Below are 18,433 nucleotides of genomic sequence, written 5' to 3'. Positions count from 1 at the left end.
TGCGTCATGGAGTCTCGATCGGGGTGCGACCGCCTCAATAGACATCTCGTGAAAACAGTGCCAAAGGGGTCTGGACCATGATTTTGATGTCCAGCCACAACGACCAGTTGTTGATGTAGGCCAGGTCCAGCTCGACGCGCTTCTGCATCTTGTCGATGGTTTCGGTCTCGCCGCGCCAACCATTGATCTGGGCCAGCCCGGTTATCCCGGGCTTGATCCGATGTCGAGCCATGTAGGCGGCAATCTTGTCGATGTAGTAGTCGTTATGTGCCACAGCATGCGGGCGCGGGCCGACCAGGGACATCTGCCCCAGCAACACGTTGAACAGCTGCGGCAACTCGTCGATCGAGGTACGGCGGATAAAGCGGCCGACGCGGGTGATCCGCGGATCATCGCGACGGGCCTGCATGACCCGAGGGTCGTCATGCAGCCGCATGGAGCGGAACTTCCATACCTTGATGATGGTGCCATTCCAACCATGGCGATCCTGCTTGAACAGAACCGGGCCCCGCGATGAGCACTTCACGGCAACGGCGGTGGCCAGCAGGACCGGGCTCAGGACGATAAGCGCCAGCAGGGCCAAGGTGCGGTCCATCAGCGCCTTGCTCAGGGCCGCACTGGGATAAGCCGAGAGCGGACATTTATTCAGGTGGATGACCGGCATGCCTTCGATATCACCAACCGAGTGGTTGAGCGGCATGATGCTGCGGAGGTCTGGAAGCCAGACCATATCGATATTGGCGTCGAGCAGCTCGAAATACAGCTCTTCGATCTTGTCGGCCGCAGTCAGCGGCAAAGCGATGTACAGGCGACTGATGCGATGGATGACGATCAGATCATGCAGGTTCGAGAGGTTGCCGATTACCGGGTACCGACTATTGCTCGGTAGTTGCTCCTCATCCGCTGCGACCAGACCGACCACGGGCCCGTACTTGTATTCCACCAGCTTGCCCGCCAGCTTCCAGGCCAGCTCGCCGGTGCCAATGATCAGTGAGGAGCGCGCGGCCTGGTGCTTACGGTCGTACCGCCTGGCGAAGGTATGCAACGGCACGTAAGCGCCTGCTTGCAGGGCAAAGCCGAACATCCCCCAGGCGAGGGCCACTTCACGGGAGAAGTGTTCGCCGGTCTTGGTGACGTACACCGCCACCGTGAGGCCGCCCAGCAGAATCAGCCAGCCACCGAGCAAACGGCAGAGGCCAACCAGGTATCCATGCTTCTTGTGGTAGACCCGCATCAAGGAGTAGACGGGCACTGAACCGAACAGGACGAACAGCGCCAGCATGCGATAGTGCAATCCGATCTCGCCGGTCTCCATCATGGCCAGCACGCAGAGCAGCAAGATCATCAGACTGACGGCCACCAGCCATTGGCCCCAGAAGGTCAGGCCGCGACCGAGGAAGGTCGATCGAGGACCGGTTTGAACATTGGGATCGCGCCTGGTGGATGCTTCATGGCTGGCTGGCGCGGTTGCTTCGGACTGAGACACGACGAATACCTGTAAACAGTGCAGCGGTGTGAGTGGTGCGCTTGCTCTTAACTGCCCTGTGGCAAAGCGTGGGTAATGGCTCGTTGCGGTTTTTTCCCTGTGGTACCGGTACGAGCAGTGGTGCTAGCTGGCTATGGAGCTGGTTTGTCTGCGCAACATTCCTGCCAGTGCTGCCTGCGATCGAAGACCAGCCTGCGCCCCCGGAGACTGCATGGGCCGCAAGCGTTCGCTGCCGCGCTAATGCCGGCACTGCAAGAGCTTGCGCGAACCGATGAGCGCTTCACTCAGGCTGTCGCACAGTTCCCGGAGCAGGCCGGCCTCCTGGGCCAGTTCGAACAAGTTCTGGGCCTCGGCATTTCCGAAAGCCACGCTGCGCCTGGCAGATTCGAGAATTGCCAGGCGCTGGACCTGGCTCAAATGTGGCCAGGCGCTGAAGCCGATTTCGACCAGCTCACGGTTCACCCCGATACGCCAGGGGCCAAGCTGGAATGCCTGATCCAGGGCCTGATCGAACTCGCCGTCGAACTCCTGAAGGTACAGCTTGCTGTAAGCCAGGCCTGACCAGGTGTAAGGCCAGCTCGGCCGTGCAGCTACGGCGGCACGAAATGCGGCGAGGGCCGCACGCCGCGATTCCTGCGCAGCAGGGTCGGCATAGGGCTGGCGGAATTGCTTCCAGCTGTAGATACGCGCAAGGCGGTCCAGCCGATCGCCATCGGCGACCGGATACAGGCTGATGGCGCGTTGCGCTGCGCTGTGAGCGACTTCCCAGGCACGGGCGCTTGGCTCGGTATCGCGCTTATCCCATGAACTGATGAAGGCTTCGGTCTGATAGCTGGCGATGCCGGCCAGCAGGATACGTGCGCCCGAAACCAGCAGCACGATGGACAGCACCCCCAGCAGCAGCGGTGGCACTTGCTGCATGAGCGCGCGCTCTCCTCGTGAATGCGTATGCGAGTGCTGGTGCTTCCGAGCGCCTGGACTGTCGAGCAATTGGCTGGTGTTCATGCGAAATGGCTCTGAGCGATTTCCCAAGGCGTGTGCAGGACCAGAGACTCAGCCTTGCGGTCGCCGACAATGCGCGCGGCATGCTGCATGCCCTCGCTGAGCAGGGGCGGGCGATGCTGCAGGTTGTGGGAGTCGCTGGCGAGTATGGTGACTACGCCTTGTTCCAGTAGTGCGTGGGCGAGCACCTCGGCGGCGTGGCCGAAACGACCGGCCACCGAAGCAGCCGTGACTTGCAGCAGGCAACCCAGTTCGAGCAAGGGTTTGAGCCTGGACGGCGTGCGCATCAATTCCTTGTTGCGCTCCGGGTGGGCGATCATCGGCAGGATGTTGCGTTGCAATAGCCAACTGATCAGGCGTTCGGCGCAAAAAGGGATCTCGCCATGGGGGAACTCCAGCAGCAGGACCTTCTTGCCCTGCCATTTGCCCAGGAAGGGAATGGTTCCCTCACACACACCGGCCATCAGCTCCATGCCGAAACGTACTTCCGCAGCTGCCGCCACCCGCAGGGGAATTCCCTGCTCCTTCAGCGCCGCCTCGAAAGGGGCTCGCGCGCGCTGGATGCTGACAGACGTGTTGTCGTAACGGCCGGGGTGGATATGCGGTGTGCAGACCAGGTGAGTGATCCCGTCCTGAACGGCCATGCGCGCCAGCGCAAGCGAAGTCTCGAGGTCGGGAGCCCCATCGTCGATGCCAGGTAGCAGATGGTTGTGCATGTCAATCATGGCGGCTGTCGAAACCTTTCGCTGGCGGCCAATCCTGACTGGCCAGAAGGCGCGGACCCTCGATGGGTTTCTCGCGGGCAAAGCAATACCTGGGAGCCTGAGCTCCTGCTGAAAATTTCCGGGTTGGGGCGCGTTGGTCGGCAACGCGCTCAACGCGAAACAGAGCCTTGTTGGCTATGCGCCGATCAGGTCATGCGTTGAGCAGTCGCTCCATCGGGAGCAGAACGGGGCGCGTGGTGCTTGCTCGCGAAATGGGCTCCGAGATCATCGGTCCGCGAGCGACCTTGCCCCTGAAGGCCTCGAGGTTCTGCGGTCATGTGTCGTCCACAACTCGCTCAACCCGAGGTGACACCAGGTCCCTGTGTTCAAACCTGCTTGGTGGTGCTGTAACCGTAGTAGTCGTAATAACTGCCGTAGCTGTAGCCGTCTCGCTTGGCTTTCTTGATATCCACCTGATTGAGGACGATCCCGTTCACCGGGACATTGTTCTGCAGTAGCTGGCCGATCCCCTTCTCCACCAGCGGAATGTTGGTGGAGGCGGACTTGACCACGTAGATCACGGAGTTGGCGAATGTGGACAGGAGCACGGCATCGCTGACCGCCTGGGTCGGTGGCGAGTCGATGATGATCCGCTCGTACTTGCCCTTGAGCGCTTCGAGGAACTTGGCGAAGCGCGGCGAGGACAGCAGTTCCAGGGGGTCGGGAGGCACGGTGCCCGCACCTACGACGTCAATGCTATCCACCCGTTTGATGCAGTCTTCCAACATGGCGGTGCCAGCGATCAGGTTGGCCAAACCTGGGGTGCCTACCGGGAATTCGAAACTCCTGCCCAGGCTCGGGCGGCGCAAGTCAGCATCAATCAGCAGTACGCGTTCCATTTGTCCCAAGGCGAAGGCCAGGTTGGCCGAAACGGTACTCTTTCCCTCGCCGGGAATAGAGGAAGTTATGACTATTACCTTGTGCGGGTTGTCGACTGCAGAAAGCACCACGCCAGTACGAATGGTCCGAATCGCCTCGGAGAAGCTCTTGTCCTTGTCGATGGCGAACATGTGGGCCATCTGGTTGCGTTCCTTGCTCCTCAGGAGTGGCAGGATGCCAAGTACTGGAATGTTCAGGCGCCCTTCCAACTGCTCAGTACTCTTGACCGTGTTGTTCAGCGTCTCCAGCAACAGGGTCATCCCGATGCCCACCAGCAGGGCAAGCAACGCTCCAGCGGCGACAATCTGCAACTTCTTCGGTTTGATCGGGGAGGTTGGCACTGCCGCAGGATCGACTACTCGGGCGTTGGCGGATTCCAGGTCGGAAGTGGCGGTTGTTTCCTTCAGGCGGATCAGGAAGGTGTCATAGAGCGCACGGCTGGCCTCGACTTCACGCTGCAGTTCACGAAATTTGAACTCCTTGCGCGAAATATTCTGGATCTGCGATTTGTTGGCGTTGAAAGAGGCCTGCAGCGAATTCTCGTTGGCTACTGCCAGTTGGTAGTTGCGCTCGATACCGGCCACCACCTGTTCGACCTGGCCGCGCAGGCTGGCGGAGGCTGCACTCAGCTCGGAGCGAGCGGCCTCCATGGACGGGTGGAGTTTACCGTAGCGGCGCGACAACTCTTCGACTCTGGCCTGGGCCTTGGCTTCGTCCGCCTTGAACTGCTGGATAAGCGGATGGCCCAATACAGCCGGAACAGTTGCCAGGCGCCCCCAGCCACCGCCGCGCATGGCCTGGACTTGGCGGTATTGGCTTTCGGCTTCGGCGCGCTGGCGGCGCGCGTCGATCATGCGGTCACCCGTGAGGGAAAGTTCGGCGGCGCTGATGGTAGCCACACCGTCCACGTCCACCAGATTCTCCGATTCACGGAAGGCCTGGAGGCGGTTCTCGGCTTCCTTCAGCTTGGTGCGCAGCTCTCCCAGGCGGTTGTTCATCCAGCTGGCCGCGGTCATGGACATTTCCATGCTCGCTTCCAGCTGACTTTCGATAAAGCCCTTGGCCATGGCGTTAGCGGCCAGAGCGGCCGTACGCGGGTCCGCCATGTCCACCTGCAACTTGACCAGCTGGCTCTTGCCCTGAGCTTCGACACTGATACGTCGCATGAAAGCCTTGGTGACCGAGTCGAAGATTTGCGCTTCGGTGGTACCGCCCTCTTCCTCCAGGTCGCCGGGCAGAGTCACGGGCACTATCTTGTTGAAATCCAGATGAGCAAACAGGCCGTCAAAGTCGATCAGCGGTTCGGGCTGTTGCCGAGGATCGAATTCGGGGTGAGTGGTCAAGTTCAGCTGGCGCACAACGCGCTCTGCCAGGGCACGCGACTTGAGTAGCTCGATCTGGGTCAGGAGGTAATCGCTAGCAGCGCCTTCGACGCCGTAGACTTGCTCGATGGAGAGCACCTTGGCGGTCTTCTCCTCGATCATCAGGGTGGCGGCAGCGCGGTAGACGGGGGTGATGGCAAATACCGCGAGGATAGTCACCATGGTAACGACCAGCACCAGGGCGACAATGCTCCACTTTCGGTGCCAGACGGCGCGCCACTGCTTGAGCAGGTCGAGCCCAACGTCGACCTCTTCCTGACGTTGGGTGACCAGACTGCGCTCGATGATATGCATATTACTTTCCATGAGTGGGACACCCCTGAAAAGGTTAAGGGCGCTCAGGCACCAATGGGGTAAACCACGTGGTGCGACCCCATTCCCTGGTTTGCCGAGACGATGGCTCGCGCTAGAAAAAGCCTTGGTCGATCGTGATGGTGTCGCCAGGCATTACCAGCGTGTCGAGCGTGGCGCGCTCGGGGGTACGACTGGCATCGTGGTCACGGATGATGGTGATGCGCTTGTCCGAGGCGCGCTCGGTCAGGCCGCCGGCAAGAGCGACGGCACGACGCAAGGTCAGCCCCGGCTGGAAGGCGTAGCCGCCAGGGGTTTTCACTTCGCCACTGATGAAGAATTCACGGTATTTCAGGACGCTGACCGATACGCGAGGGTCGACCAGGTAATCGCCCTTGAGCTTGGCAATGATCATCTGCTCGATCTCGGCAGCGGTTTTGCCTTTGGCCTGCACCTCACCAATGAAGGGGTAGGAGAAAGTACCAGCATCGGTAAGGCGGAGTTCTTCGAAGCTGAGGTCCTTTTCGCCGAAAACATTGATACGGATGACATCTCCAGAAGCCAACTTGTACTGGGAGTTACCGTCCGCCTGTACGATGCCGCCATTGATCAGCAGCATGCCGAGGATCAGTCTGGAAAAAAATCGAATGATCATTTGGCTCGTTTGCTCCTGAAAATAGCGAAGTAACGAAAGGGGGCGGGTACCCCCTATTTTCTCTACGGACGCAGAGTCAGAGGCTGACGATGACGCTGACCGAGTAGATATTGCGTTCGTAGCTTTCGCCAATCGCGGTGGAGTCGTCTTCGGCGTATATGTAACCGACACCCACATCCAACCAGCGGCGCATCTCGTACGTCAGTGCCACGCTGAAAGACTTGATCTTGTCGTCACGATCTATGTCCTGGTACTCCTCGTCGGCGTACGAGTAGCTGACATCTGAGCTCAGGCGCTCGAGCCACTCGTGCTCCCAACTCAGGGAAACGCTCTGCGACTGAATAGAGGAAGAACCATCGTCACCTTCGTCGAGTTCGCGACTGGTCTCGAGGTTGAACGTGGAGTAGGTGCGCGGCTTCCATTTGACACCCACCTCCCACATCGAGCCGCTTTGCTCGTCGACGCTGGAATCATCGAAACGCTTCTTTTCTGCACCAATCTTGACGGAGCCGCTGGTCTTGGCAGTAGCTTCCCAGGTCAGGCCGCCGAGCAGAGCGATGTCATTACTGTTGAGGCGATCGTTCGTGACGTAGTCGTAGTCGCTATGGCGGGCCTCCAGCAGGGCTCGGGTCTTGGGCGCCACGCGGTAATAGAAGGTACTGCGCAGAGCGGTGGTGTCGTATTCGTTTTCGGCGTTGAGATGGTCGCTATTCTGATAGCGCAACTCCCTGTAGTCGGCACCGAGATCGATCTGCGCACGAGCGCTCTCGGCACCGTAGGTGTACACCCCACCAATATTGGCGATGGTGTACTTGTTGTTCTCCAGGCTCTGGCCATTCGTGAGATTCCGGTCATCGACAGCGGTGTCTTCAACCTGCTGGTAACCGGCGTCCAACTTCAGTTGGTTGCGCGCATCGAACTTGAGCACGGCATCAGCGTTCAGGTGGTGGTCCGTGTTGTCGTCCTTGTGGCTCGAATGAAAAATGTCAGTGTTAGCCGAGTATGTGAGCTTGTAAGCACTCTTGCGGCCTTCGGCACCCAGTTCGAAGGACGGGGCGATTTGGGTTATCCAAGAGGACTTCTCACCCTCTTCAACAGCCCGGAAATTGTCGTCGTATCGCTCGCCGACTTTCAGCGTTGGCGTGAAGGTCAGACTATCGGTCAGTTTGATGAATTGCGGCTCTATCGCCCAGGCATTGGTAGATAGCGCAACTGAAACGACGGCAGCCAATGAGCTTGCTTTCAACTTCATGCACATAGAAACCCCAGTGATCCTTTCCTGTGATTTTTTCGGCGGATATTGCAAAACAACGCCGACGCATAAAGTACCAGCATAAGAGCTTTTTCAGCGGGAGCTCACTCTATTAGTTTGGGCTGGCAGAGCCGCCACCACCGCCGTTACCCGGGTTTCTGGATCTGGCAGCGGTGTTGCCCGGGTTACCGGGGGTGGGACCTGCCGCGGCCGTGTTGACGGCGGCGGCCATCTTCGCTGCGGCGACGATCGCAGCGGCATGCGCCGGGGCAGCACTCGCCGCAGCACCGGTGATTGCAATAGCTTGGTCCGGAGCGGCGGCTACCGATGCGGCAACGATGCCAGGGGCCTGAGCCGGAGCGGCGGCCACGCCGGCGGAAATGATGGCTGCGGACTTGGACGGAGCGGCGGTTACGCCAGCGGCAACGATGTCAGCGGACTTGGACGGAGCGGCGGTTACGCCAGCGGCAACGATGGCTGCGGACTTGGACGGAGCGGCGGTTACGCCAGCGGCAACGATGGCTGCGGACTTGGACGGAGCGGCCCTCACGCCTGCGGCAACGATCTTTGCAGCCTGAGCCGGGGCGACGGTCACGCCTGCGGCAACGATGCTTACAGCTTGAGCGGGAGCGGCGGCCACGGCCTCGGCAATGATGTTTGCAGCCTGCGCTGGAGCGGCGGCCACGGCCGCGGCAACGATGTTTGCCGTATGCGACGGTGCAGCGGCCGTAGAATGGGCCGAAACGATACTGGCGACGGCTTTGGCCAGGGCATCACCTTCTGCGGCCTTCACGGCCTGAGCCTGGGCTTTGGTCAAAGCAACGCCTGCAGACTGCAATGCAGCCAGGGTGGATTGGTCAGCCAAGGCTTGGCCAGAGGCCAGCGCTACAGCCACGGTAAGAGCGCAGAGGTTGTTACGCATATGGAGCGTCCTCGTTGGGTGGTGCATGGAATCCTGTCTCCCTTCTCCTGCGAGCAGTGGACAGTTATCGGGAATTGCGACAACGCTTCTTTCCTCGAAGACGATTTCAAACCGCCCTCAGCCATCGGCCGCTTCAGTGGCCCGGCCATCAACAACAAAGTTCTTGTTCGATCTCGGACACAACCCCAATAGCCCCGCACCACCTAAATCAACCTGAGCGTCCAGACACGCTACCGCCCCAGATTTCCGACCTTCATCTGACAGCGGTAGTGCTAGATCCGATTTTTTAGAAGCAAAACCCAAGGCCCCCGCGCACCGAACAAATTTCGGCGCACCGTGACGAGTGGAAGGATAGTTGGGGGGGCGATTGGGCAGACTGACGCCCGTATGGCCCTCTTGGCCGCTAGTCGGATTTTGCTCGGCTCTTAGGCCGACAGATCCACTGCCTGCTCATCGCAGCGGTCGCTGCGCGCGTGGGCATGTCGGTGTATCGCATGAATGCCTGGATCAAGCTTCACAGCAAGGACTTGGCGCTGCGACGGCAAGCCTGTGACCAGCGGGCCGAGACTCTGAGTTCGGCGTCACATTGGAGGCTGCGGCGCGCACCTCTGCAGAAACCCGACGTCAAGATATCGCCCAGCTCAAGCAGTCCGACTCCGTGAGCAGCCTCTCTATCGTTCGGGTTGGGCAAGCCTTCTCCTGGCCAAGAGCCCGATCGGCACTATGAGTTGGCGGGGTATCTGCCACGACCATACGGTGGCCGAACAGCGTTCTTCAGTTGCGCAAGCGCGGACGCATCCGGTGAACAACACGAGGGGTTCGCGAAGAAGCTCGCAGCGATGGATTCGAATACATCCAGAAGTCTTCCCAAAGCCTGACCAGCACCTGGAAAACCCAGGGCGATTCACCCCGATGACGATCGGCGGACAGCGCTTTTCATATCCATCTTCGCGGTCCGGCGTGGCATCGATGGTGAACCCGTGAAGCGTGATCCCCCTACGGATGCCATGGTACTTGGCGGCTCAGCGTTTCCCGGTAAGCACGGGCCAAGCTTGTAAGGGCTATTTCAATCGCTTGGCAGGCCGCAGGCCTGCCCTGTGGGTAGATGCCAGGGAAAACGACGCCCTCTTCAGAGCTTTCTGATGCCGGCCAAAGGCATGAGAAGCTTCTGCTCGCGCTGCAAAAACTTGAGCAGCAGAACCACCCGCTCCTCCCCATCCATTGCCATGAAAATGGCCTCAAGGTCGGTAAATGGCCCATCGTTGATACGAACCTTTTCACCAACCGAGAGCATCTCCACTGCGCAAGGCACATGTTCGCGCTGCTGTAGTTGTTCGATCAGGCTGTCACTGAGAATCGCCGGCTGATTGCCAAAGCTCACGATACGGCTGACACCTCGCGTAGAGCGCAAGGGCCCCCAGTTATCCTCCTGGCTGAGATGGACGAACAGGTATCCGGGGAAAAGTGACTCTTCCGCGATCTCCCGCCGCCCCTTGGCCAGGCGCTCACGCCTGAGTTTGGGGTGATAGCAGGCATAGCCCTGACGCAGCAGATTTTCCTCGGCGCGCTCTTCCTGGCGCACCTTGCACTGAACCACGTACCAGGCTCTACCTGCGCTTTCCTGACTGGAACTCATCCGTGGAAACTCCCTTGCTTATGACGCGGCCAGTAACCATCCACGTTCGTAGAACGTCGACTTGCTTTGGCCCTCTGGAAGGGGCGACGCCTACCGTCGCAGCCCTGGCATAACTCCAGCGCTTGGGCCACCGTAGGTGCGCCATGCGCACCACTTGCCCCGGATCAGCCGCTGCGCCACGCCCAACCGTCGGTGCGCACGGCGCACCCTACCTGGCTGGCTCCAGTCGCTCACTCCAAACAACTCGAGCCGTAAAGGGCAGAGCCAGTTACTCATGACGACGTCTTAAGGCCGTGGTTTCCCGAGCTCAAATGAAGTGATGCATTGCGCCTCGTGACCATAAGAACATAGGGCACATCATGGCTCGGTGCCATCCATCAGGCGGCTGAACAGAGCTTTCTTACCGGCGACTCGCACAGATCGTGACTCGTCCTTGCTCCAGGGCACCATCGTCGATACCACGCGGCCAGGAGAAAGCAGATCGAGCCGACCAGTCTCAATTTGCCGCCACCGTCGACGTCATTCGATGCCGGGCTACATCAGTCCGGTAACGATTCGACGGCAACCGGCGATCAGGAATTCTTAACGCCTGTCCGCTCGCACTGGAGAAGCACCTTGTGACGACTGTAAAGGGGTTTTAGGTGCGCAGCACGAAGTTCAGAGAGGCTCGCCAGGGACTGTCGCAGGCAGTTCCACCTATGCCAAGTGTGGAGTGAAGAAGCCCGGAGAGAAGACAGATAACACCCTATCTCGCATCACCTATCAGGCTGGCTAGAGTGCCTGGGTAAAGTATCGAAACGTCGAGATATTCAGTTATGCCTGCGTTTGCTGCTTCCAAGAAATCCACGCTGGGGCGCAATACCAGGTAGGTAGGGCTTTAGCTCACCAGCAAGTTCAACTGTGGGCTAAAGCGGAGCGCCGTACGCCCCTACGGGTCTGGAAGCCAAATACCAACACTTTACGCAGGCAGCATGAAACATTTCGAATAACCTTCGACTGCAACATAGAAAACAGTGGATGCGGGCACTGCTAGAATCTCCGCAAAGCTGAATCCTCGTTTGATGGTGCGCAATATGCCCAACACCATATCAATAATGCAGCCGTATGTCTTTCCCTATATTGGGTATTTCTGCCTGATCGAGGAGAGTGACGTATTTGTTTTTTATGATGACGTGAACTTCATAAACCGCGGATGGATAAATCGCAATAGAATCCTGATAAACGGGACCCCATACAACTTCACCATCCCACTGTCGAATGGCAGCCAGAATAAACTAATCTGCGACATCAAGACGCATTCTTTTGACGACTTTAAACGGAAATTCCTGAAGCAGATACAGCTAGCCTATGGAAAATGCCCCTTCTACGAAGTTGGCTACAGGTATGTTCTTGACGTCCTAAGCACCGAACAGAGTTCAATTTCTGATGTGGCAATAAAATCGATCGAGAGGTTTTATGAGGTGATTGGAGTGGACAAGAAATTCGTTCGCTCTTCGGCCTGCTTTTCGAATACAAGGGGCATGGCCAGGCCAGACAGACTCATTGAAATAACAAAGCTTCTTGATTCAGATAATTACGTTAACTCCATAGGAGGAACTGAACTGTATGAAAAGGATTATTTCGCCGACAGAGGCGTAAACCTGTCATTTGTGAATCCGAAATTAAAAAGCTATAAACAAATCAGCGCAAGAGAGTTCGTCGCTGGGCTATCGGTTATTGATGTACTCATGAACAATGACGTGGAAAACATAAAGCTGCACTTGCAGTCGTATGAACTTTCTTGACTATTTGTTTTTATCCGGACTGACGAGATTTCGCTGGAAGTCCACCGCCGCTAGCCACACGAAGGCGAGCCAGCCTCCCCATCGCAGGGCCGCCCCAGGGCAAGTTCCAGTCGTACCGACACGCCCAGGCAACCGCTTGCACCAACCCCAGGTCCAACGCCGTTCCGCGCCAACCCCCCAGCTACACGAGCTTGAATTGCGCTGGATAAACGACATCCAGGTACTGCAAAGCACCTATGGTGACCGCCAGCGAGAAGAAAAATCCGCACTACCTACCCATCGCCTAGTATTGATCTCACCAGAGCCCAAGACGCTGGTGCTCACGCCATTCAATCGATTCAAGCGCTGAGGGAACCCCATGAAAGTGACCGTTTTTGGCATCGGCTACGTCGGCCTGGTGCAAGGTGCAGTTCTCGCAGAAGTAGGCCACGACGTTGTATGCATCGATGTGGATGCCAATAAGGTTGAGCGTCTCAAGCAGGGCGATATCCAAATCTATGAACCCGGCCTGGAAAACCTGGTCAAGGAAAACCATGCAGCTGGGCGCCTCAACTTCACCACAGATGCTGCTGCCGGGGTGAAACACGGGGAAATTCAATTCATTGCAGTCGGCACCCCGCCTGGTGAAGACGGCTCGGCAGACGTGAAATACGTGCTTGCCGTGGCAGAGACCATTGCTCGCAACATGGAAAGCCACCAGATCATCATCGACAAGTCCACTGTGCCCGTAGGCACAGCTGACAAGATCAGTGCCTGTGTGACCAAAATCCTCGCCGAGCGTGGCCGGGAGGACTTGGCCTTCGATGTCGCCTCCAACCCGGAATTCCTCAAGGAAGGTTCCGCGGTTGCCGACTGCATGCGCCCGGACCGCATCATCATCGGTACCGGTAGCCAACAGACTGAAGAGTTCATGCGGGAGCTTTACGCTCCGTTCAATCGCAACCGTGAAAGAATCATCGTCATGGATGTGCGCAGCGCAGAGCTTACCAAGTATGCAGCCAACTGCATGCTGGCCACCAAAATCAGCTTTATGAACGAAATGGCCAACCTGGCGGAACAGCTGGGTGCCGATATTGAAATGGTTCGCCAAGGAATAGGCTCTGACCCGCGCATTGGCTACCACTTCATCTATGCCGGTGCCGGCTACGGCGGCTCCTGCTTCCCTAAAGACACCCGGGCGTTGATTAGCACTGCGGACAGCATCGGCTTTGACGCCAAGGTGCTTAAGGCGGTCGAAGACCGTAACAACGAACAAAAAACCGTGCTGTTCAGCAAGATCTTCCAGCACTTCAATAGCGATCTGCGCGGCAAAAATTTTGCCCTGTGGGGGCTTAGTTTCAAACCCAATACCGATGATATGCGTGAAGCGCCGAGTCGAGTGCTGATGGAAGCACTCTGGAAGGCAGGTGCAAAAGTCCAGGCATACGACCCGGAAGCTATGGAAGAAGCCCAGAGCCTATATGGTAATGATGAAGCATTGAGCCTGTGCGGTACCAAAGAGGCTGCGTTGAAAGGCGCCGATGCCCTGATAATCGTTACAGAGTGGCAAGCATTCAAGGCGCCAGACTTCGATTTCATCAAGACGCAACTTAAACAGCCGGTTATCTTTGATGGCCGCAATTTGTTTGAGCGGAAGCGGATGACCCAAAAAGGCTTCACGTACCTGTCTATTGGCCGGTAATAACCTTAATCGCTAAATATAAAGCAGCGAAAAATGTGAATAAAAAGACTACTGCGGTCAAGGATGACTCCACAGACGGAAGACTGTCGAACCACAGGAAGGTCTAAGAAGGGCTTCCGGTTTCTGGTGCAATAGGTCGAACCCGTTAGCCAATCCATCTGGTGAAGCAGATGACCTTTGCCGATACGTACGCGGACCGCAAGCTCAGGCGGTGCGACGGCAGAGTTTGAATGCACCGATCGAGTCGCACTACCCGAAAAGTGAAGGTGAGCGTCCGGCGTACTCGCGGGTGGCCATGCGGCGAGGCACCTGATGCCGAATGGGTTCGGCTACAGCCATCCAACACGCGGCTATCACATGTCCTTCCGTCTAAAAGCCAAGCCGGGGCAAATGGCGGGCGGGCCGACAAGCCCCGCCAAAATAACGACTAGCGGGAACTACAAATCGGCTCATTGATCCTTCTGGATTGATTTGCAAACGAATTAGCAGCAACGCAACCCCTTGGCGCGACGCAGCTTTTGGAGCCGTAGCAGCAAATTGCCAGCCGTGCACCCCACTCCAACGTCCGGGCAATCCAGACCAGCGGTCATATGGTCAAACGCTATTTGACCTATATCGACGCGATCCAATGTGACTACCGTTCGTCACCCATAAGTGATGGCAACGGGCTTTACCTGATGAAGCAGTACAGGGGCACCGGCGGACATAACCCAGCCAGGAGAGGCGCCTCTTAAAGCAAAACGTCGGTGAGCCACCATGCGCAAGATTGCCGCCATCTTCATGGCAGGAGCCTTGTGTGCAGGATGCAACGGATTGGTCAAACCTGATATTTCAGGCCCCAGCACAGAAACGTACTTCTCGATTTTCTCGGGCTTTCCGCTTCCCTACTTCTATATGGCTTCGGCCGTGCAGTGGAACGAGGAATACGCCGTCACCACTGCCCACACGCCGCTGATCCCCTACGAGAAGTACCGCTGCAGTACGGGCTGCGACCTGGTGTTCATAAGGCACAAGGCCAACGGCAAAATACCGAGCTGGCGCACCGCGCAACCGGGCGAAAGCATCACTGCCGCAGGCTCCAGCCCTTATCTGGTTGGCGGCAGCAGCCATGGCAAGGTTTATCCGGCGCCCTTCCTCAATACCAATGAAGACAGCGGCGAGCTCTACGCCATTCATGACGCCCCCATCGCCAAAGGCATGTCGGGTGGCCCGGTGATGGCCGAAGACGGCAGCATTGTCGGCATCAACATGGGCATCTACTCAGTCAACCTCAACGACGTCAGCCACCACCCGGGCTTGCAGGGAGCCCAGCGAATCAGCGTGTTCATTCCCTATTCGGTCATCCAGCGGGAATGGATGCTGCTCCAGGCGAAACTGCAGCCAACAGATGAGCGACGCCTCGCCACAATCAAGTGATCCAGTGCCCTACATCTAAAAGGAGCTGGGCGAACCTTGTGGGGGCGAATTCATTCGCGAAGCAGACCAAAGGTCTGCCCTCGGGACCTCCGGGGGTCAACTTCGTAGGGTGCGCCATGCGCACCAATCCCGAGATCAGATCCGACGCCACGCCCAACCGCTGGTGTGCACAGCGCACCCTACCTGGCCGACTTCGGCGCTCTATCCAAACAACTTAAGTAACGGGCAGAGTCAGTTATTCATCACCCCGTTCTGAAACGTGGTTTCCCAAGTTCATATGAAGCTGCGCCTGACGTTGGGTCGAATATTCGCCCACCCTGCCCGGGCCAACATATCGGACCGAGGCTCGTTTCTATGGCAGAAAGCGACCAAGGAGTCTTGACCCTCATCCCCGCCCCCCCTACAGTTGCCCCCCTTCACGCTCCCCAGCAGTTGCGAAATTCTGGGGATGCCGTATCGGGATGTTGGAACGGAATCCGCTTTCCTCCTTCGCAGCACACCCGCGCGGCTGTAAAAACGACCCTGCAACCCGTGCTGGCCCTTATGTTCAAGAACATCCTGGTTGTCTGCATCGGCAATATCTGCCGCAGCCCGACCGCCGAAGCCCTGCTCGTATCCAGACTCGCCCCGCGCGGGATCACCGTCGCCTCCGCGGGCATCCATGCCCTGGAGGGCAAGCCCATGGACGCCACCGCACTCGAAGTGCTGCGTGAGCACGGCGGGGACCACCCCGACCACCAGGGCCGCCAACTGACCCGTGAAATGCTGCGCCAGTACGACCTGATCCTCACCATGGAGCAGGGCCATATCCAGCGGATCGTGCAACTGGCGCCAGAAGCGCGGGGCAAGACCTTCCTTCTCGGCAAATGGCAGGGCAATCAGGAAATCCCTGACCCCTATCGCCAGCAAAAGCCTGCCTTCGAACATGTCTATCAGCTGATGGCGCAAGGCGTCGAAAGCTGGTCGCAAAAACTCTGACCCCCTTGAAGAAGCGCTCCAGATGACCAGCCAAAACAGCCTGCCCGTGCAGGACACCCGTGATGACGATGACGATATCGACCTGCTCGCGCTGGCCGGCACCCTGCTGGACAACAAGTGGCTGATCGTCGGCATCACCGCCTTCTTTACCGTAATGGGCGCGGCCTATGCCGTGCTGACTCCCCCCGTGTACCAGGCCAACGCCCTGGTGCAGGTGGAGGAGAAAAAGGGCGGCCTGGCAGCCATGACCGGCATGTCGGAAATGACCGAGATGTTCGGCGGCACCTCGGCGGCGGTCACTGAAATCGAACTGCTGAAATCCCGCGCCGTGCTGGGCCAGGCGGTGGAAAACCTCAAGCTGGATGTGATTGTCGAGCCCCATCACTTCCCGCTGTTCGGCCGGTTCCTCGCGCGGCGCTTCCAGCCCGAACCCGGTCAGGAGCTTGCGGGGCCACTCTTTGGCCTCAGTGGCTTCGCCTGGGGCGGTGAAAAGCTGGACATCTTCCAGCTGGAAGTACCCGATAGTTACCTGGGCAAGGAGCTGACCCTCCGCGCGGAAGGCAATGGCGCCTTCACTCTGTTGAATGAAGACGATGAGGCCGTTCTGACCGGCAATGTCGGCGCCCAGATCGAGCAAGACGGCTTCAAGCTGCAAGTCGCTGAGCTGCGCGCCAATGCTGGCACTGAATTCAGCGTGGTTAAGCAACGCCGCCTGACCACCATCCTGCAGTATCAGGAAGACTTGGGGGCAGGTGAGCGCGGTAAGGAATCCGGCATCATTGCCCTCTCGCTGGAAAGCGAAGACCCGGCGCACGCTACTCGCGTGCTGGATGAAGTGAGCCGCCTCTATGTTTTGCAGAACGTGCAGCGCAACTCCGCCGAAGCGGCGCAGAGCCTGGAGTTCCTCCAGGGGCAACTGCCGGAAGTGCGCAAGCAGCTTGAGGAGGCAGAAGCCAAGCTGAACACGTACCAGACCAGCGCCCGCTCGGTGGATATCACCATCGAAACCAAGGCGGTACTGGACCAGATCGTCCAGCTGGAAACCCTGATTTCCGAGCAGAAGCTCAAGCGTGCTGAAATGGAGCGCCGCTTCACCCGTCAGCACCCCAGCTACCAGGCCCTGATCACCCAGATGGGTCAACTGGAGCAGACCAGGCGCGAGCTGTTGAAGAAGGTGGAGAACCTGCCCGAAACCCAGCAGGAACTGCTGCGCCTGACCCGTGACGTGCAGGTGAGCACAGAGATCTACACCCAGTTGCTGAACAAGTCCCAGGAGCTGGATATCCTGCGTGCCGGCACCGTGGGCAACGTGCGCATCATCGACGCCGCCGACGCCAACGTCGAGAAGCCCGTCAAACCCAAAAAGCCGCTGATTGTGATGATCGCCACTTTGCTGGGCGGCCTGATCGCGGTCGCCTATGTGCTGGTGCGCAAGGCACTGAACCGCGGCGTGGAAGACCCGGACGTCATCGAACAGATGGGCCTGCCGGTGTACGCCGCCATCCCCCACAGCAAGGAACAGGCGGCCCACGAGCAGAGCTTCAGGGGCAAGTCCCACGCCAGCACCGGCTCCCATCTGCTGGCGGTGACCAATCCGGCGGACCTGGCGGTGGAGTCCCTGCGCAGCCTGCGTACCAGCCTGCACTTCGCCACCCTGGAGGCGAAGAACAACATCATGATGATTTCCGGCCCCAGCCCGGCCGTGGGCAAGTCCTTCGTCTCCGCCAACCTCGCCGCCATCGTTGCCCAGACCGGTCAGCGCGTACTGCTGGTGGACGCCGACATGCGCAAAGGCTATCTGCACAGGATGTTCCGCGACGAGGCGGAAAACGGCCTCTCCGAGCTGCTGGCCGCGCGCATCGACCTGGATACGGCCATCACTCATACCGAGGTGGAAAACCTGCACATGATCACCCGTGGGCAGATTCCGCCGAACCCCTCGGAACTGCTGATGCACGCCAACTTCACCCGGTTCCTGGAACAGGTGAGCGGCCGCTACGACCTGGTGATAGTCGACACCCCGCCAATCCTCGCAGTAACCGATGCCGCCCTGGTGGGCCGCCAGGCGGGCACCAGCCTGATCGTCACCCGCTTCGGCATGAACGCCGCCAAGGAAATCCTGCTGACCAAGCGCCGCTTCGAGCAGAACGGCATCAACCTCAAGGGCGCCATCTTCAACGCCGTGGAGCGCAAGGCCTCGGCCTACGGCTACTACGGCAACTACGCCTACTACCAGTACGAGTACAAATCGGACAAGGCATAAGCCCACCCACTCCCCTCTCTCGCAAACGGGAGAGGGGACAAG

General features: G+C 58.7%; 13 protein-coding genes and 1 pseudogene. 6 read left to right on the top strand and 8 right to left on the bottom strand.

What is annotated here, in order from left to right:
- Positions 1 to 34: 34 nt before the first annotated feature.
- The 8 genes from E8F12_RS17245 to rfaH all read right to left on the bottom strand — a co-directional run bounded on the left by E8F12_RS17245 (position 35) and on the right by rfaH (position 10,269).
- On the bottom strand, positions 35 to 1,384 hold the full coding sequence (locus E8F12_RS17245) for an undecaprenyl-phosphate glucose phosphotransferase (protein WP_280326523.1): 1,350 nt from the start codon (positions 1,382 to 1,384) through the stop codon (positions 35 to 37).
- Positions 1,385 to 1,723: 339 nt separating this feature from the next.
- On the bottom strand, positions 1,724 to 2,407 hold the full coding sequence (locus tag E8F12_RS17240; protein ID WP_280326430.1) for a hypothetical protein: 684 nt from the start codon (positions 2,405 to 2,407) through the stop codon (positions 1,724 to 1,726).
- Positions 2,408 to 2,487: 80 nt separating this feature from the next.
- A complete protein-coding gene (locus E8F12_RS17235) occupies positions 2,488 to 3,213 on the bottom strand; it encodes a CpsB/CapC family capsule biosynthesis tyrosine phosphatase (RefSeq protein ID WP_280326429.1) in 726 nt (241 codons plus the stop codon).
- Positions 3,214 to 3,578: 365 nt separating this feature from the next.
- Positions 3,579 to 5,807 carry a polysaccharide biosynthesis tyrosine autokinase gene (locus E8F12_RS17230; RefSeq protein ID WP_280326428.1) on the bottom strand — a complete coding sequence of 743 codons (2,229 nt, stop codon included), beginning with the start codon at positions 5,805 to 5,807 and terminating at the stop codon, positions 3,579 to 3,581.
- Positions 5,808 to 5,919: 112 nt separating this feature from the next.
- Positions 5,920 to 6,423: a polysaccharide biosynthesis/export family protein gene (locus E8F12_RS17225; protein WP_280326522.1), complete on the bottom strand. Its 504-nt coding sequence runs from the start codon at positions 6,421 to 6,423 to the stop codon at positions 5,920 to 5,922.
- 112 nt (positions 6,424 to 6,535) lie between these two features.
- The gene (locus tag E8F12_RS17220) at positions 6,536 to 7,711 is read right to left on the bottom strand and encodes an outer membrane beta-barrel protein (RefSeq protein WP_280326427.1); all 1,176 of its coding nucleotides are present in this window, start codon (positions 7,709 to 7,711) and stop codon (positions 6,536 to 6,538) included.
- Between the two features lie 112 nt (positions 7,712 to 7,823).
- Positions 7,824 to 8,633 (bottom strand): hypothetical protein, encoded by an 810-nt coding sequence (locus E8F12_RS17215; RefSeq protein ID WP_280326426.1) that lies wholly within the window; start codon positions 8,631 to 8,633, stop codon positions 7,824 to 7,826.
- A gap of 1,129 nt (positions 8,634 to 9,762) precedes the next feature.
- Positions 9,763 to 10,269 (bottom strand): transcription/translation regulatory transformer protein RfaH, encoded by a 507-nt coding sequence (gene rfaH / locus E8F12_RS17210; RefSeq protein WP_280326425.1) that lies wholly within the window; start codon positions 10,267 to 10,269, stop codon positions 9,763 to 9,765.
- Positions 10,270 to 11,342: 1,073 nt separating this feature from the next.
- Here rfaH and E8F12_RS17205 point away from each other — a divergent pair.
- The 6 genes and pseudogenes from E8F12_RS17205 (at position 11,343) to E8F12_RS17180 (ending at position 18,391) form a co-directional block, all read left to right on the top strand.
- Entirely contained in the window at positions 11,343 to 12,053 is a 711-nt protein-coding gene (locus E8F12_RS17205) for a WbqC family protein (protein ID WP_280326424.1), read from the top strand.
- A gap of 358 nt (positions 12,054 to 12,411) precedes the next feature.
- On the top strand, positions 12,412 to 13,734 hold the full coding sequence (locus E8F12_RS17200) for a UDP-glucose/GDP-mannose dehydrogenase family protein (protein ID WP_280326423.1): 1,323 nt from the start codon (positions 12,412 to 12,414) through the stop codon (positions 13,732 to 13,734).
- Between the two features lie 161 nt (positions 13,735 to 13,895).
- Positions 13,896 to 14,076, top strand: a pseudogene (locus tag E8F12_RS17195) (IS5/IS1182 family transposase); the annotation flags it as partial.
- 414 nt (positions 14,077 to 14,490) lie between these two features.
- Entirely contained in the window at positions 14,491 to 15,150 is a 660-nt protein-coding gene (locus tag E8F12_RS17190) for a S1C family serine protease (RefSeq protein WP_280326422.1), read from the top strand.
- Positions 15,151 to 15,693: 543 nt separating this feature from the next.
- Positions 15,694 to 16,128 carry a low molecular weight protein-tyrosine-phosphatase gene (locus E8F12_RS17185; RefSeq protein ID WP_280326421.1) on the top strand — a complete coding sequence of 145 codons (435 nt, stop codon included), beginning with the start codon at positions 15,694 to 15,696 and terminating at the stop codon, positions 16,126 to 16,128.
- Positions 16,129 to 16,150: 22 nt separating this feature from the next.
- Positions 16,151 to 18,391: a polysaccharide biosynthesis tyrosine autokinase gene (locus E8F12_RS17180; RefSeq protein ID WP_280326420.1), complete on the top strand. Its 2,241-nt coding sequence runs from the start codon at positions 16,151 to 16,153 to the stop codon at positions 18,389 to 18,391.
- The last annotated feature ends 42 nt before the right edge of the window (positions 18,392 to 18,433 follow it).

The sequence above is a fragment of the Pseudomonas sp. BN102 genome, assembly GCF_029871245.1.
Lineage (GTDB): Bacteria > Pseudomonadota > Gammaproteobacteria > Pseudomonadales > Pseudomonadaceae > Metapseudomonas.
Note: the sequence above shows the minus strand (reverse complement) of the source record. Positions and strands in the feature narration are given on the sequence as shown.